This is a genomic window from Streptomyces mangrovi (genome assembly GCF_900114215.1).
Classification (GTDB): domain Bacteria; phylum Actinomycetota; class Actinomycetes; order Streptomycetales; family Streptomycetaceae; genus Streptomyces; species Streptomyces barkulensis.
Genome location: NZ_FOSG01000006.1, coordinates 92,538 through 107,151, shown reverse-complemented (window position 1 = coordinate 107,151; position 14,614 = coordinate 92,538). Strand labels below are relative to the sequence as shown.

Below are 14,614 nucleotides of genomic sequence, written 5' to 3'. Positions count from 1 at the left end.
AGTCGGTCAGTCGGTCAGTCGGTCACGGTGATCTGCGAGGCGGGGTCGGTCGCGTCGGTGATGTCGTAGGTGGCGTTGAAGACGGAGCTGCTCGCGCTGGTCGGGCAGCCGAACCCGCCGACGACGTCGACGGGCACGGAGACGTTCGTGAAGGTGAGCTTGGAGGGCGCCCCGTTGGTCCAGGTGCCGGGGATCGAGGCGCCGGCGTCGGGCGCGGCGGTCACGGTGCAGTTGGCCAGGCCGCTGGTCTGGACGACCAGGCCGCCGCTGGGCATGGACAGGGTCGCGGTGGACGGAGCCCCGTGCTGGACGGAGACGCCCCATTCACCGCTGGTGGTGACGGTGGCCCAGACGCCCGGCATGCTGGTGCGGCAGGAGCTGTAGGTGGGTGCGCTGAGCGGGCCTCCGACCGGGCCGGCGGCGTTGTGGTTGTCCGGCGCGGCGGGGACGCGGTTGGCGTCGCCGGAGCCCGTGGGGGCGGAGCTGGAGACCGTGCAGGTCACCGTCACGATGCCGGCCTTGAAGGTGGCGCTGCCGTTGAGGTCGGCGGCGAAGTAGTGCCCGGCGGGGGTGACGGTCGTGGAGCCCGCGACGGCGGCCGGCTCGGCCGCGGCGGTGCCGCCGCCGGCCAGGGTCAGGGCGGCCGCGGCGGCCAGACCGGCGCCGATGGACAGGGGGGTGCGGGAACGTGATGCGCTGAGGGTCACGCTTCCTCCTCGACTAAGGGGGGGTTGGGGTGGGGGGATTCCGGCGCGGGCGCCGTCCTCGGCTGCCAGCCGAAGACGAGCCCGCCGCCGATGAGTCCGGCGACCGTCCCGATCAGGAAGCCGCCGAGATTGGAGAGAACCAGCGCGGCCGCGGCGATCATGGCCGTGAGGATGCCGGTGAGAGTGCGGTAGTGCGGCGTGAACCAGGCCGACAGGCCCAGCACGATCAGTACGGCGCCCAGGAGGACGGACATGGCGCCCGCGACCCCCTGGTGCAGCATGACCTTCATCGGGGCCAGGGGGATGACCGCGATCTCCACGCCGGCGGCGACGGTGACCAGCCCTCCCCAGAAGGGCCGGCCGCGGCGCCAGCGCCGCCATCTCAGAAGCATTCGCGCTTGCCCTTGGTGATCTTCATGCTGAGGTCGGCGAGCTTGAACGTGCCCGCGTTGGTCGCCCACGCGGTCTGCTTCAGATCGCTGATCTCCAGGGTGTCGGCCTGCTGGGAGAAGGCGTCCTGCATGCCCTGGCCGCCTTCGGGGCCCTTGTCCAGCGTGGAGGCGTCGCGGCCGATCTCGATGTTCTTGAACGAGGCGTCACCGGAGAGCTGGGTGGCGTCCACGAACAGGTCGGTGGCCTCCACCGGCTTGTCGCCGGTCCCGGCGGAGAGCTTGAGCGAGATGTCGCCGAGGATGGGCAGGGTGGTGACGACGGACTGGCACAGGCTCTCCATCTCCGCCTTCTTGATGCCGGTCACCGCGACGGGCAGCAGCTGGTCGCGGGCGTTGACGTCCACGCTGCCGTACTGCACGAAGCCTTCGCCGGTGAGCCGGTCCGCGGACACCTTGAACTGCTGGCCGGACACGGCGAACGACGCGGCGAGGGCTCCCTCGGCCAGCGCGACGGCCAGTACGCCGGTGACGGCGAAGCCGGGCACGCACACGGCGGCGAACCTGCGCCATCTGACGCGGCCGTCCACCGGTCTCTCCTGCTCGTCCTTCATGAAACACCCTTCCGGCGGAGCCCGCGAACATCTCGCGGACGTGCCTGTGGCATACGGATTGCGAGGTTCTGTGCTGGTGCGGTGCTGGTGCTTGCTCGGTGCCTGCTTGGTGCTGGGCGGGTGCACGCGGCCCGGTGACGGGCCGACACCCGCGGTGGCGCGGCTCCACCCCGCGCCCGGCCGGGGCACACGGGGGGCTCCTCCGGTATTAGTGAGCATGTCAATACCGGCGAGTAGGTTGACTGTATGTACGCCACTGGTCACTGGCAAGGTTCCGCACAGCTCCTTTTCGGCCATTCGGCGCCCCCCGACGACCCTCCGGCGTCCCTTCGCCGGCACTCCGCGAAAGGGCCGGCCCCGGAACCCTTGAAGGGTTCCGGGGCCGGCCCGGGGCACGTCGCGCGGCTCGGGGCCGCCTCGGCCTCAGCGGCCGCCGCGGCGGCTCCGGCTCGTCGTCGTCCTGCGGTATCCGAACGGGCCGGGAAGGTTCATCGACGTGCTGCGGCGTCCCCTGGACCCGAACGTGCGCCTGGGCCCCTTCCCCTTGCCCAGGGTGAGCGACCAGGAACGGCGGTTGCGGTTCAGTCGCACTCCGGGCAGGATCCGGATGCTCTTGCGGAACGTGACGGCCATACGGTCCTCCTCGGCTCGGCTGTCCTCGGCGTACCCGGCGGCGAACCGCCCCGCCGAGTACGGATGTTGCCCGTATGCCCGACTTCGGCTCCACTGAACTCAGCCGTCTCCGCCCTCCCTGCCGCTCTCCCCCTCCTCCGGCGAGGCGGCGCGGCGGGCCGCCTCCGTCAGGGCCTGCTCCCTGTTCATCCCGACGAGCACGGCGGCCGGGACCGCCGCCGCGGCGCAGCCGCCGTCGTGGTCGTACGCCAAGTCGTCCAGGAAGTCCCGCCTGCGCAGGGACCACACGCGCGGACGCACCGTCAGCGGGCGCCCGCGCAGCAGCAGCGGCCCCCCGCACACGCAGCAGTGCGTCACCTCCGGCTCCCACGGGCCGCCGACGGCGCGCACGACGGACTCAGACATCGCGCCCCTCCCTCCTGTCCTCTCTCCGGCCGGCCTCTCCCCGCCCGTCCTCTCCCCCGCCGGCCCGGGCGGCGCGCAGCAGCGCCCTGCGCGTCCACCACTCCCGCAGCGTCCATTCCAGCTCCGCCAGGGCGCCGGCCGCCAGCACGGCGCTCGCCGCCCAGCGGCACGCCGCGTGCCAGAACGAGGCTCCCTCGGGGGCCGCGAGGGCCAGCGCCCCGCCCGCGCCCAGCAGGGCGATCCCCAGGTTGTAGGTCAGGGCCGCGCGGCGGCTCAGCCGCAGCCACTCCCCGAAGTGGCGGCGCTGCTCCCGCCGCAGCAACTCACCGGAGGGCCTGAAGGAGTCCGGCGGGTGCCAGGTCTCCACGTCCGCGGGGGAGTAGAGGTGCCGGCGGGCGTGGAAGCCGTACTGCACGCTGCCGACGAGCGCGGCGAAGGCGAGGGTGAGCAGCAGCATCGCCGGCCCGGGCCAGCGGAACTTCTCCGCGTCCGCGCCCAGCACGCCGACGGTGGCGATGCAGGCGCCGGCCAGCAGCGGCGCCGCGACGAAGTGCGCCGCCTCGGAGGCGCCGCCCTGCCCCAGCGGCACCGGCCTGCCCCAATTCCCCTGCCCGTCGGCCATGTTCACCCTCCCCCACGCCGTCCCCACACCGTCCCCGCACCAGTTTCCCGGCCGAGGGCGCGGCCCGTAAAGCGCCCTCCGAACGCACCGGTCAGCCACAACCGGCAAGGTGACGCACGGAGCCTGGGGGCCCTGGTCAGGGTGGTCCGCCGGGCGCCACTACGATCGGCTTCGTGGAGCGGGAGGAGCGGGAGGGGGCACCGGTGTCGGCAGGTGTCGGGCTGGCATATCTGCCGACGCGGGCCGACATGGCCGAGGCCCTGCGCGCACGGTCCGGTTCCCCCGCGCGCTGGTGGCTTCTTCCATTGATCGCCGGGCTGATCACTGCGGCCGTTCCTGTGGTTCTCCTCATGCTCTCGGCACCCAAGGGCGTGACTGTGCTGGTGGCCGTAGCCCTGTGCCCGGTTCTGGGGAGTCTCGTGGGCGGGTGGGTGAACCAGCTGTACCGGGTGCGGCAGATGACCAGGTACGCGCGTTCCCAGGGCGAGTACACCATGCGGGCGGACGACAACGGCGTACACGCCGCCACAGCACTCGTGGAGACCACGATCCCGTGGGCGTCGTTCCGCCACTACATCGAGACGGCGAACCTCTTCGTACTGGTCATCGACGACACTGTGGGCGGAATGGCCCTACTGCCGAAGCGCGGACTGCGCGGCGGGGCGGACGTCGACGGGATCCGGGCGGTCGTGGCGCGGCACCTCGAACCGCTTCCGTCCAGCGTCTGACCGGGCGGCGAAATCCCGCGGAGGGCGACACCGGCCGGTCGGGGTCACCGCCCTGAACCGACGGCCCGTGGCTGAATGCCCCAACGGTCACGATCAGAATCGTAGAGGGGACGGCATTGCTGTGCCCTGTGTCTCCAGGGGAGTTGGGAACACAGGGCACAGGCGCGACGTGAACGTCAGACGTGCGAGCGGGACGCCAGACCGAGGAAGGACGCCCAGGCGTCCGGACCGACCGCCAGGCCGGGCCGGGCGGTGTCCTTGGAGTCCCGTACGCGGACGCTCTCGGGACGGGTGGCGACCTCCACGCAGTCACCGCCCTCACCACTGCTATAGCTGCTCTTGAACCAAGCCGGTTCAGCCGTGCTCGGCTTCGACTCTCGATCCCTCATGTCTCTCCCAGCAACCTCTCGATGAAGGCCATCGACTCACTCGGAGTGAGCGCCTGAGCACGGATGATCCCATACTGCGCTTCGAGTTCACGGACTGACTTCCGTTCCGTGTAGAGGGTGCTGCTCTTCTGTACCTCGGCATAAGCGATGCGTCGTCCCTCACTGGTCTCGATCAGTTTGAACGGACCAGCGAGACCAGCGTGTTCCTCACGATTCGTCGGCATCACCTGTACATCCACGTTCCGCTTCTGCCCGACCTGGAGGATCCGCTCCAACTGGCCTCGCATGACGCAGGTGCCACCGATAGGCCGCCGCAGCACCACCTCTTCCATGACATAACTCATCAGTGACACAGAGCCCTTGGTGAAGACCTCCTGTCGAAGCATGCGAGCCGCCAGACGCCGTTCGATCGTCTCGTCGTCCAGCGCAGGCCGGTGCATCTCGAAGACGCACCGCGCGTAGTCCTCCGTCTGCAACAGGCCGTTGACCACCTGCGAGTCATAAGCGTGCAGCTCGACGGCTTCCCGTTCCAGCGTCGCCGCCCCCTGGAAGAACAGGGGATAACGGGCCTTGCGGATCTCCTCCTTCATCTCCTTGAGGACTTCGCTCGCGTCCAGCATCTCGTCGGCCTTGTCGATGAAGTGGTCCGACGGGATGCGCCGCCCCTGTTCGATCGAGGCGATCGTCGCGGGCGAGTAACCCGTCACCAGGCCGAGTTCCTCACGGTTCATGCCCAGGCGCATCCGGAACCGCTTCACCTGGCGGCCGAACACGTACAGCACCCCCGTGCCGCGTTCGAACTCGAGCTGTGTGTCGTCGTCCGTCCCGACTTCGGTCATGCCGTCCCCTTCCGTCACCGGGCGCAACGCGGCTCCGCCGCGTCACGACACGGCGCGGAGCGCGTACAACGGCCGCCGGAACGCGTACAACCGCTCCCGTGCGGCCCGCGTCCCTCGCGATCACGCGTGGGCAACTGCCCGGCGGCGCACCGGCGTCCTCGGGGCATGACGTCTTCGAGATCCGGTCCGTCCCCGGCGCTGATCTTCTGGCCGCACTGCGGCCGGGGAGCCGACTCCGCCGATCCGGCCGGCTGCCCCGGCATCCTCCTGACCGGCCACAGCACATGCCTGGCCCACCTGGACGAGGCCGACCGCACCGCCCACCTGGCCGCCCTGTCGCCCGGCGACGACATCGACCTTCGCGGCACGCCCTTCACCCAGGACCTGCTGAACGAGCTGTTACGCGCGCTCACCGACCCCGCCACGAACCGGCCCCGCCTCGGCACCCTCCTGCTCGAAGGGGCGCACTTCGACGGCGGTCTCCGGCTCGACGGCGCGGACCTCGGCGGCGATCTGCGGCTGGAGGGCGCGCGCGTCGACGGCGACGTCTCCATCGGCGGAGTGAGCGTCGGTGGCGAGATCTCGTTCCACGAGGCGCGGATCGACGGCGACGTGCTGCTCGGCGGGACGGAGACCGGGGGCGACCTCTCGTTCCAGCAGGCACGGATCGGCGGCCACAGCCTGCTCACCAAGGTGCGAACGGGCGGCGACCTGCTGTTCGTCCGGACGGAGATCGGCGGCTACCTCATGATCGGCGAGACCGCGACAGACGGGGGCGCGCAGTTCTACGACGCCAGGATCGGCGGGCCCGTCCAGTTGCTGCACACGCGGATCGGCGGCTCCGCCGGGTTCGCCTGGGCGCGGGTCGACGGACACCTCTCGTTCCACGACACACGGGTCGGCGGACGCGCGTGGTTCACCGGGACGGTGATCGGCGGCGACGCCCGGTTCGCGGGGATGCTCTTCGAGCGCACCACCAAACTGGGGCCGCTGGTGTGCGCGGGAACGCTGGATCTGTCGGAGGCGGTGTTCGGAACCGCCGTGACCGTCGAGGCGGCGGCGAAGGCCGTACGGTGCAGGCGGACGCGGTGGACCTCCACCGCCGCGCTGCGGCTGCGGTACGCCGAGGTGGACCTGAGCGACGCGGTGCTGGAGTACCCGGTCGGCGTCGCCGCCCACGCCCGGCCCTTCGCCGCACACCGTTCGAAGGTCCCCGAGCCCGGCCTGACCGATCCCCGGGTAAGCGTCGTGTCGCTGCGGGGCGTGGACGCGGCGCATCTGATGCTCACCGGCACCGACCTCACCGACTGCCTCTTCGCCGGGACCGTCCACCTCGACCAGCTGCGGCTGGAGGGGCACTGCCGCATGGCCGCCGCTCCCGCCGGGCTGCGTCGGCGCGGGCTGCGGCCGGTGCGCCGGACGCCGCGCCGCACCCTGGCCGAGGAGCACCACTGGCGTGCCGCGCACGGCGGGCACGGGGACGGCTGGACGCCCGTCCCACGCGGGGAGGAGGTGCCGGAACCGGCCGTACTGGCGCCGGTGTACCGGCAGTTGCGCAAGGCTCTGGAGGAGGGCAAGGACGAGCCCGGAGCGGCGGACTTCTACTACGGCGAGATGGAGATGCGCCGCCACGACCCCGGAACCCCGTGGGCCGAACGCGCCCTGCTGGCCGCCTACTGGGCCGTCTCCGGGTACGGGCTGCGCGCGGCCCGTGCGCTGGGCTGGCTGGGAGCGGCGATGCTGGCCACCATCGTGCTGCTGATGGGCTTCGGGATCCCCGAGGACTCCCCGAAGCAGGAGGCGACCGGCACCGTTCCGCCCGGCGGCGGCACGGTCACCCTCACCATCGACAAGGCGGATCCGCGCAACCCCACCGGAGACAGGTTCACCGGCGAACGCTTCGAGAAGGCGCTGAACGTCACGCTCGACTCGGTGGTGTTCCGCTCCTCCGGCCAGGACCTGACCACCACGGGCACCTACACCGAGATGGCCTCCCGCCTCGTCGAGCCCGTCCTGCTGGGCCTGGCGGTCCTGGCCGTCCGCAACCGCGTCAAACGCTGACCCGGACGGAGGCCCTCGGCTGGCAGGCATACAGCCCCGGCGCGACCACCTACGTCGGGCCCTCGGGCGGCATCGTCCGGCCGGACCCGGTCGCCGTCTGCGTCGACGTCGTTCCCGTCCCGGAGCCCAGGACGGCGGCGAAGAACCGTGTACACCTCGACCTCGCCACCCCCTCCGAGGCCCATCAAGCGGAGCTGGCCGCACACCTTGAGGCTCTCGGTGCGACGCCCGCCGACGTGGGCCAGGGCGAGGTGCCGCGGACATGCATGGCCGGTCCCGAGGGCCGCGAGTTCTGCGTCCGCTCCCTGTCCTGACGCCCCGGCACGGAGCCGTACCGGCATGTCGGCACACGAATCCTGTGCTCATCAGCCATGGGTGTCCAGGCCGTTGCGGTCGAGTGCCGAACGGAGTCGACCGAGCCACTCGATGCCCAGCCGGCGTCCGCCGGGGAGTTGGTCGTCCCGGTCCCAGCGCCACGCCGTGATCATCGCCAGCACGAGGATCCGGCACTCGCGCAGCAAGTCCCGGTCCACACCCGGATAGTGCTCGCCGACCTCCTCGGGCGCGTGGGCGAGGTCGAACTCGACGGGCCCGTGGCAACAGGTCTCGAAATCTATGAACAGCGGCCCGTTCTCCGTGCTGAGCACGTTGCCCGGGTGCGGCTCGCCGTGCAGCAACTGCCCGGCGCCGCCGCGCTCGCCGATCGCCCGTCCCAGGCTCCGCAACGCGTCGCCGAGCAGTTCCCGGTCCGCGTCGGCGAGCGCGGGAGTGCGGTCGCGGTCCGCCACGAGCCGTCGGGCCTGCTCGACCCGGTCCGTGAAGTGCGGTGCCGGGAGGTCGAGTCCGCGCATGCCGGTGTGCAGCCGCCTGAGCGCGTCGGCGTAGTCGGCCGGCGGGACCTCTCGGAGCACCACTGGTTCGTAGTAGGTCCACAGGGTGACCACGAAGCCGTCGCGCTCATGGACGCGTGGCTCCACGCGAGGTTCGAGGGCGGCCACGGGGCGTCCGGCTTCGGCCAGCCGCTGGGCGACCTCGACCTCGAACCGCGCGACCTGGTGTGCCGCAGGTGCCACCCGGGCCAGGACGTCGCAGGGCAACAGGCGCAGAGTGAGCTTGTTCGAGTCGTTGAGAGCGATCGCTTCGTCGGCGGTCAGACCGAGCGACCGAGCGATCGACAGGGCCGCTGCCACCGCACGCCGGGCCTCTGATGCCTGCATCCCCCAGCCCCTCTCCATTGGACGCTGCCCTGCCTCTCCGAGCGGCGCGGCCCGCGCACCGTACCAAGCCACCGGTGGGAGACCGCGGCCGTGCCCGGCGGCCCCTACGGGGGCGGGCACGAAAAACCCTCGCCCCTGCCCGCCTCGCCCAGTACGGTCACGTGCGTCCTGGCGGTTCCCGTACTGAAAGCAGGTCTTCGTCGATGGCATGTCGTATCAGTGAGCTCGTACTCGGTTGCCGCGATCCCGAGGTGCTGGCGCGGTTCTGGTGCGAGGTCCTGGACTTCGTGGTGCTCGACCGCGAGGAGGACTGCATCGAGATCGGCCCGCGCGAGGGGTTCGGCGGCCCGCAGCCGACGATCATCCTCAGCCGCAGGGACGAGCCGGAGCCGGGGAAGTCCCGGCTCCACATCGACGTCAACGCCACCGACCGCGACCAGGACGCCGAGCTGGAACGCCTTCTGGAGCTCGGGGCACGCCCGGCCGACATCGGCCAGACCGGTGAGGAACAGTGGCATGTCCTCGCCGACCCGGAGGGCAACGAGTTCTGCCTGCTCAAGGCCCGCCTCAGCCCGCTCTGACGTCCTTTGGCCACGCCCGCCCGGGGACCGTGCTCAGTTACGGGCGGCGGGGCCGGGGGCCCGGCCGGTGGGCCGGTCGGCGCGGTAGACGTGGTGGGCGCGGCCGTCGGCCGGGTTGTCCGGGTCCAGGTCGGCCGTGCCGACCCTGCGCAACCCGGCCTTCTCCAGGGCCCGCCACGACGCGCGGTTGGCCGCGTTCACCGGGACGACGACGGCGGACGCGTCCGGGTGGTCGGTCCAGGTGGCCGCCACGACCGCCCGGATCACGCGCGGCCCCAGACCCCGCCCCACCCGGTCCGGGTCGCCGATCAGGTAGTCGATCGTGACCGCCGAGTCGGGCAGTTCGACCTGGCCGGCCAGGTCCGCGCGGTATTCGGGGTAGTCCGCGAAGCGGCACCGCTGCACCAGGGCGATCGGTGTGCCGTCCTCCATCACCAGCAGGTCCTCGGACGGCTCCTCGCCGCGCGCCGCCGGGCCGAAGTCCCGCGCGACCGCCTCCGCGGACGTGTCGTGGTGCCACCACCGCGCCACGTGCGGCCGCGCGAGCCACTTCCGCAGCAGCCCGAAGTCCCCCTCGGTCACCCGCCGCCATGTGAGCATCCCGCCTCCCCGTCGTCCTCGGTCCGCGCCGGCCGCGGCGATCGGCCGCGCCGGAGGTCCGCCAGGGGATGATCCCGGATGCGGGCGGCGGCGGTAAAGCCGTGTGACGTGCGGCGCCCGATCATCGATACTCCGCGCGTGGCCACGTCAAGCACCTCGAACACCCCGAGCGCCCCGGACAGCCCGAGCGCCCCGAGCGCCGGCGGGACCGGAACCGGCACGCCCGCGCCGTCCTCCCGGTCCCCGCTGACCGCGTCGGCCGGTCGCGTCTTCGACGCGGTCCCGCCGACGGCGCTGGTACTGCTCGGCATCGTCAGCGTCCAGGTGGGCGCGGCGCTGGCCAAGAACCTGTTCAGCGCGGCGGGCAGTTTCGGGACGGTCGCGCTGCGGCTGTTCTTCGCGGCGGCGGTGCTGATGCTGCTGTGGCGGCCGTCGCCGCGCATGAACCGCCGCGCGTGGACGGTGGTGCTCGGCTACGGCGCGGTCCTGGGCCTGATGAACCTGTGCTTCTATCTGGCGCTGGCCCGGATCCCGCTGGGGATCGCGGTGACCATCGAGTTCCTCGGGCCGCTGGGGGTGGCCCTGGCCGGGGCGAGGCGGTGGCTGGACGCCTTCTGGGCCGTGCTCGCGGGGGGCGGTGTGGTGCTGCTGATGGAGGGGCGCGGGGAACTCGACCTCGTCGGCTGCCTGTTCGCCCTCGCGGCAGGAGTGTGCTGGGGGCTGTACATCCTGCTCGGCGCGGCGTTGGGCCGCCATACCGCGGAAGGCGGCGGGCTGGCTCTGGGGATGGCCGTCGCGGCGCTGTTGGCCGTGCTGTTCGGCGTGGCCGACAGTGGAACGGCGCTGCTCCAGCCGTGGGTCCTGGCCGCGGGACTCGGGGTGGCGCTGCTGTCGTCGGTGATCCCGTACTCGCTGGACCTGGAGGCGCTGCGCAGGATGCCGCCGCGGGTGTTCGGCATCCTGATGAGCCTGGAGCCGGCGGTGGCGGCCCTCATCGGCCTGGTGGTGCTGCGGGAGTCGCTGTACTGGTCGCAGTGGGCCGCGGTGCTGTGCGTGGTGGTCGCCTCGGCAGGCGCCACCCGCGCCGTCCGCCCGGACGCCTGACCGCCGGCGGCGGGCCACCGGGGGCCGGCGGCGGAAGGAGGTCTCCCGGCGGCCCGCTGCGGGGTGCGGGCGGATGCTGCGGGCAGGCCGGCGGGCCGGTCCCGGGCCGGGTCCGTGTCACTCCTTCCGCGACCGCGGTGCGAGGACCGCCTGGGTCTGGGTGGTCCGGCCCGCGTGGCGGCCCTGCCCGTCGTACAGGTCGGTCTGGACCACTACGAACGACCGGCCGGTGTGCACCGGACGGGAGACGGCCCTGACGAGGTCCTGGCGGACACCGCGGAAGAAGTTCGTCTTGGACTCCACCGTGCTGGTGGCGGCTCCGGGCGGGAGGTTGAGGAAGGCGCAGACGGCGCCGGTGGTGTCGGCGAGGGACATCAGGGCGCCGCCGTGGAGCGCGCCGCCGAGCGTGGTGCGTTCGGGGGCCCAGCGCAGGTGGCCGCGGACGACCTCGGGGGTGGCCTCGTCGATGCCGACACCGATGGCACGCGCGTAGGGCATGGTGTCCAGAAGCCCGGCGGGGGTGTGCGGGGAGCAGGCGTCCGCGGGCGCCTCCCGCGGAGTGGGAGCGGGGCCGAGGGCGAGCGTGAGGTGGTAGAACTCCAGCTGGATGCCGTCGGGGTCCCGGAAGGCGACGGCCGCGCCGGTGGGTTGGTGGACGATTCCGCCGTGGGGCACGCCCAGAGTGTCGAGCAGCCGGACCCGCCGCCGTAGTTCCCCCTCGTCGGCCACGGCGAAGGACAGGTGGTCGAGTCCGACACGGCGGGGGCTGAACCGGGGGTCCTCGGTGCGGCGGTGGCGGATCAGTCCCAGAAGCACCCCGGCCCCGGTGCGCAGGTAGCGGAAGTCGAAGTCCTGGCCGTCGTCGGCGCCTTCCAGGATGCGGTCGCCGCCGAGCAGATCGAGGTACCAGCGTTCGGAGCGGTCGAGGTCGGTGACGCTGAGGTCGACGTGGGACAGGCCGGTGGCGGACACGTGACTGCCTTTCGGTGGACGGTGAGCTGTCGTTCGGTGATCCGGTCCGGAGAGCCGGCCCGGACGGAGGTCAGCGCAGGGCCGCCTCGACCCAGGCGCGGAGTTCGTCCGCGGACATGTCGCGGACCCGCTCGGCGTCCGCGGCCACGCGCTCGTCACCGCCGAGCCCGATGAACTTCTCCCGGACCAGTTCGGCATGGTGGGCCCTGGTGTCCGGTCCGGCGGCGGCCACCGGGGTCATACGGCTGCGGGAGGCGGTCCGGCCGTCGGCGAGGCGGACGGTGACACGTGCGCCGGTGGCCTTGCACGCCTCCGTGAAGTCACGGCGGGGGCTCTGCCGCAGGACCTCGTCGGCCAGTTCGGCGAGCTCGGGCCCGCCGAAGTCGCGGAGCCACTGCTTCGCGGCCGCGCCGGCCTGCCGGAGGGCCTCCCCGAAGGGTGCTTCGGAGGTGAGCAGGGCCCGGGTCATCCCGGCCTCGTGCACCAGGCGTACGCGCCGGGCGGTCCGCCAGCGCAGGGGCTCGTCACGCCGGGATGTCGTGAAGTCCTCGACGGTGAGGCGTCCGGTCAGCAAAGTGGTGGCGACCGTGTAGGGGACGTGGAGCACCAGCGCACCCAGCGGGGCACCGGGACCGTCGACGTAGGGCTCCGCCTTGCGTCCGACGGCAAGGGTGTAGAAGGAGGCATCCACGACGATCTCGGCGATGTCGTCCGGGTCCAGGGGTGCGAGTTCGCGGTGGAGTTCGGCGGCGCAGTCCACGGCCGCGTCGATGCCGGGCCCGCCGGGGTGCATCTTGAACGAGAGGGTCTCCGTGTGCCAGCGTTCGCCCAGTCCTTCGGTGACGGCCTCCGGGAGCGGAACGGTGGCGAAGCGGCCGAGGAAGCCGTCGGGGTGCTCCAGTATGTCGGAGGGGCCCTGCAGCCCGGCACGTGCGGCGTCGCAGGCGTCCATGGCGGTGCGTACGGGCGTGAAGGTGTTGAACAGGCGCGCGTCGCCGGCCAGGAAAGCCCGCAGCAGAGGCCAGTTGGGCATGGCGAAGGCGAGGCCGAGGGCGCTGGTGAGCTCTGCCGGGCCGGCGCCCTCACAGTGCATCCGGCCGCTGACGGCCCCGGCGAGGTGGGTGTGGACGGCGCTGTGTCCTCGCAGGGGCCCCAGGGTGGCGGCCGCGGTGATCCGGGCGGCGCACTCGTTGGCGGTGACGACGGCCGTGAGCAGAGCGGCCCCGTCGAGGCCCAGACTGTGGGCGTACGCGAGCGGTACGGCGACGGTGGAGTTGGACAGATGTCCCGCGTAGGCGGTGTCGTCGAGGTTGAGCCAGGACCCCAGTCCCGCCAGTACGCAGGCCGAGGTACGCGCGTCTCCCCGGAAGGGAGCTCCGAACCCCCCGATCATGCGGCGCCCCTGGGGTTGGGCGGCACCGGCGCGGATGGAGGCGAGCTGGGACAGGAGCTGGCTGGCGGCGAGTGCGTGCACACGGTCGGGTATGTCCCCGGGACGCAGGGCGGCGGCCCAGTGGGACAGCTCCTCGAGGGCGGGAACGGCGCGGTTCCGGCCGGCCGCGGGACTGGCGGGCGGAGGCGGGGTGCTCATGCGGCGGCCGTCCTCTCCTCACTTCGGGGACCCCACGCAGGAATCATGCCGGGCAGGACGTCGAGGGTCATGGTGCGCCAGTCGCCCCGCTGCAGTTCGCCGTCGTGCTCGAAGCACAGGGGCGCCCCGTCCAGGCGCTCGACCGTGATTCTCCGGCCACGGGAGTAGACGACGCCGGGACGGTCCAGATGGCCTCCGGTGAGGGTGAGCCCGGGTACCTCCCGGGGGTGGACCTCTGCGCCGATGACGCAGATGTCGAGCAGTCCGTCGTCGGGCAGGGAGTGCGGCAGCACCAGGTACTGGCCGCCCCGGAACCGGCCGCCGCCGATGTTGGCGAGTACGGTGTCGCCTTCGTGGAGCAACGCCCCGTCGACGGTGACGCGGCCCGGGTAGGGGATGAAGGACGCGGCGGTCCGCGCGAAGGCCCGTTCGTAGCGCGGGCGGCCGGTGAGGGGTATGCCGCGGGCGGTCTCCAGAGCCTGGGCGATGACGCCGGAGCAGGCGCCGAGGAAGACCAGCCCACCGGTCTCGGCGAGCGCGGCCAGGTCGAGGCGGCGTTTCCGGGCGCCGCCGGCGGGGCCGCCGAGGACGGCCCCGAGACTCTCCCGCCAGGGGCGGTCGCCCCAGAGCATGCGGTAGCCGGAGTTACCGGTGCCGGCGGGGACGATGGCGAGGGCGGCGGTCGCGGGCCGCCTGCCGGGGACCATTCCCTCGACCACCTCGTGGACGGTGCCGTCTCCGCCGATCGCCACGACCAGATCCGGGGCTTCCTCCCGCCCTTTTCCGCGCAGCGCCTCGCGTACGGCACCGGTGGCGTCCCCGCGGCACGTGGTGACGTGCACGGTGGTTCTCCCCAGCCGTTCACGGCAGGTTTCGACCACTTCTTCCACCAGTTCGGTGCGCGTGGTGCCGGCCGCGGGATTGGCGACTATCAGCGCGTTTCTCGGCGGTTCGTCCTGGGCTGTCGTGTCGTTGACTTCCAGGTGGGCATACGTCATGTTTTCCTCACGGGGGCGCGGAGGCGAGGAGAGGAACCTGACCGGTCGCGCCGCGGGATTTTCCGGCGCCGCATGACCGTAAGAGACCGACCGTCGGTCAGTCAACCGGCCGGAAGCCCGGAGGGTCGCTTCCCCGCTCTTGTCCTGCGCTTCCTTCGCCCTGC

The 14,614-nt window shown here is 72.3% G+C and carries 17 protein-coding genes and 2 pseudogenes; 5 read left to right on the top strand and 14 right to left on the bottom strand.

All coding sequences use genetic code 11. The features are described 5' to 3' along the window. Positions 1–14: 14 nt before the first annotated feature. The 6 genes from BM237_RS10590 to BM237_RS10565 all read right to left on the bottom strand — a co-directional run bounded on the left by BM237_RS10590 (position 15) and on the right by BM237_RS10565 (position 3,370). The gene (locus tag BM237_RS10590) at positions 15–707 is read right to left on the bottom strand and encodes a hypothetical protein (protein ID WP_175540965.1); all 693 of its coding nucleotides are present in this window, start codon (positions 705–707) and stop codon (positions 15–17) included. Continuing rightward, a complete protein-coding gene (locus BM237_RS10585) occupies positions 704–1,099 on the bottom strand; it encodes a DUF6114 domain-containing protein (protein WP_093849323.1) in 396 nt (131 codons plus the stop codon). Before BM237_RS10585 ends, BM237_RS10590 begins: the two co-directional genes overlap by 4 nt. Then, on the bottom strand, positions 1,090–1,710 hold the full coding sequence (locus tag BM237_RS10580) for a DUF6230 family protein (protein WP_093849322.1): 621 nt from the start codon (positions 1,708–1,710) through the stop codon (positions 1,090–1,092). The genes BM237_RS10585 and BM237_RS10580 overlap by 10 nt, the downstream gene beginning before the upstream one ends. Before the next feature lie 423 nt (positions 1,711–2,133). Further along, the gene (locus BM237_RS10575) at positions 2,134–2,343 is read right to left on the bottom strand and encodes a DUF4236 domain-containing protein (RefSeq protein WP_093849321.1); all 210 of its coding nucleotides are present in this window, start codon (positions 2,341–2,343) and stop codon (positions 2,134–2,136) included. Between the two features lie 99 nt (positions 2,344–2,442). Then, positions 2,443–2,748, bottom strand: a complete 306-nt coding sequence (locus tag BM237_RS10570; RefSeq protein ID WP_093849320.1) for a hypothetical protein — start codon at positions 2,746–2,748, stop codon at positions 2,443–2,445. Next, positions 2,741–3,370: a hypothetical protein gene (locus tag BM237_RS10565; RefSeq protein WP_139238086.1), complete on the bottom strand. Its 630-nt coding sequence runs from the start codon at positions 3,368–3,370 to the stop codon at positions 2,741–2,743. Before BM237_RS10565 ends, BM237_RS10570 begins: the two co-directional genes overlap by 8 nt. A gap of 350 nt (positions 3,371–3,720) precedes the next feature. Here BM237_RS10565 and BM237_RS10560 point away from each other — a divergent pair, with 350 nt between their 5' ends. Further along, complete coding sequence (locus BM237_RS10560; protein WP_175540964.1) at positions 3,721–4,098, top strand: YcxB family protein; 378 nt, start codon at positions 3,721–3,723, stop codon at positions 4,096–4,098. Positions 4,099–4,274: 176 nt separating this feature from the next. On the opposite strand, the gene BM237_RS10555 is transcribed toward BM237_RS10560, so the two are convergent. Both BM237_RS10555 and BM237_RS10550 read right to left on the bottom strand, forming a co-directional pair. Continuing rightward, positions 4,275–4,487 (bottom strand): DUF397 domain-containing protein, encoded by a 213-nt coding sequence (locus BM237_RS10555; RefSeq protein WP_093849317.1) that lies wholly within the window; start codon positions 4,485–4,487, stop codon positions 4,275–4,277. Next, the gene (locus BM237_RS10550; protein WP_093849316.1) at positions 4,484–5,326 is read right to left on the bottom strand and encodes a helix-turn-helix domain-containing protein; all 843 of its coding nucleotides are present in this window, start codon (positions 5,324–5,326) and stop codon (positions 4,484–4,486) included. The genes BM237_RS10555 and BM237_RS10550 overlap by 4 nt, the downstream gene beginning before the upstream one ends. A 165-nt stretch (positions 5,327–5,491) precedes the next feature. Here BM237_RS10550 and BM237_RS10545 point away from each other — a divergent pair, with 165 nt between their 5' ends. Both BM237_RS10545 and BM237_RS10540 read left to right on the top strand, forming a co-directional pair. Continuing rightward, positions 5,492–7,387 carry a pentapeptide repeat-containing protein gene (locus BM237_RS10545; protein ID WP_245793538.1) on the top strand — a complete coding sequence of 632 codons (1,896 nt, stop codon included), beginning with the start codon at positions 5,492–5,494 and terminating at the stop codon, positions 7,385–7,387. After that, positions 7,384–7,686 (top strand): annotated as a pseudogene (locus BM237_RS10540) (VOC family protein); the annotation flags it as partial. The gene BM237_RS10545 and the pseudogene BM237_RS10540, both read left to right, overlap by 4 nt. Positions 7,687–7,752: 66 nt before the next feature. Here BM237_RS10540 and BM237_RS10535 read toward each other — a convergent pair. Next, positions 7,753–8,604, bottom strand: a complete 852-nt coding sequence (locus tag BM237_RS10535; RefSeq protein ID WP_093849315.1) for a phosphotransferase enzyme family protein — start codon at positions 8,602–8,604, stop codon at positions 7,753–7,755. A 203-nt stretch (positions 8,605–8,807) separates the two neighbouring features. On the opposite strand from BM237_RS10535, the gene BM237_RS10530 reads away from it, so the two are divergent. Beyond that, on the top strand, positions 8,808–9,185 hold the full coding sequence (locus tag BM237_RS10530) for a VOC family protein (RefSeq protein WP_093849314.1): 378 nt from the start codon (positions 8,808–8,810) through the stop codon (positions 9,183–9,185). A 33-nt stretch (positions 9,186–9,218) separates the two neighbouring features. Here BM237_RS10530 and BM237_RS10525 read toward each other — a convergent pair whose 3' ends face one another. Next, positions 9,219–9,785 carry a GNAT family N-acetyltransferase gene (locus tag BM237_RS10525; RefSeq protein WP_093849313.1) on the bottom strand — a complete coding sequence of 189 codons (567 nt, stop codon included), beginning with the start codon at positions 9,783–9,785 and terminating at the stop codon, positions 9,219–9,221. Between the two features lie 138 nt (positions 9,786–9,923). On the opposite strand from BM237_RS10525, the gene BM237_RS10520 reads away from it, so the two are divergent. Beyond that, positions 9,924–10,889 carry an EamA family transporter gene (locus tag BM237_RS10520; protein ID WP_245793537.1) on the top strand — a complete coding sequence of 322 codons (966 nt, stop codon included), beginning with the start codon at positions 9,924–9,926 and terminating at the stop codon, positions 10,887–10,889. A gap of 117 nt (positions 10,890–11,006) precedes the next feature. Here the strand turns inward: BM237_RS10520 and BM237_RS29850 are convergent, their stop codons facing one another. The 4 genes and pseudogenes from BM237_RS29850 to BM237_RS10505 all read right to left on the bottom strand — a co-directional run bounded on the left by BM237_RS29850 (position 11,007) and on the right by BM237_RS10505 (position 14,450). Continuing rightward, complete coding sequence (locus BM237_RS29850) at positions 11,007–11,387, bottom strand: PaaI family thioesterase (protein ID WP_245793556.1); 381 nt, start codon at positions 11,385–11,387, stop codon at positions 11,007–11,009. A gap of 108 nt (positions 11,388–11,495) precedes the next feature. Further along, positions 11,496–11,861 (bottom strand): annotated as a pseudogene (locus BM237_RS29845) (VOC family protein); the annotation flags it as partial. Between the two features lie 70 nt (positions 11,862–11,931). Then, entirely contained in the window at positions 11,932–13,452 is a 1,521-nt protein-coding gene (locus BM237_RS10510) for an MmgE/PrpD family protein (protein WP_093849310.1), read from the bottom strand. After that, on the bottom strand, positions 13,449–14,450 hold the full coding sequence (locus tag BM237_RS10505) for a diacylglycerol/lipid kinase family protein (RefSeq protein ID WP_093849309.1): 1,002 nt from the start codon (positions 14,448–14,450) through the stop codon (positions 13,449–13,451). The genes BM237_RS10510 and BM237_RS10505 overlap by 4 nt, the downstream gene beginning before the upstream one ends. Between the last annotated feature and the right edge of the window lie 164 nt (positions 14,451–14,614).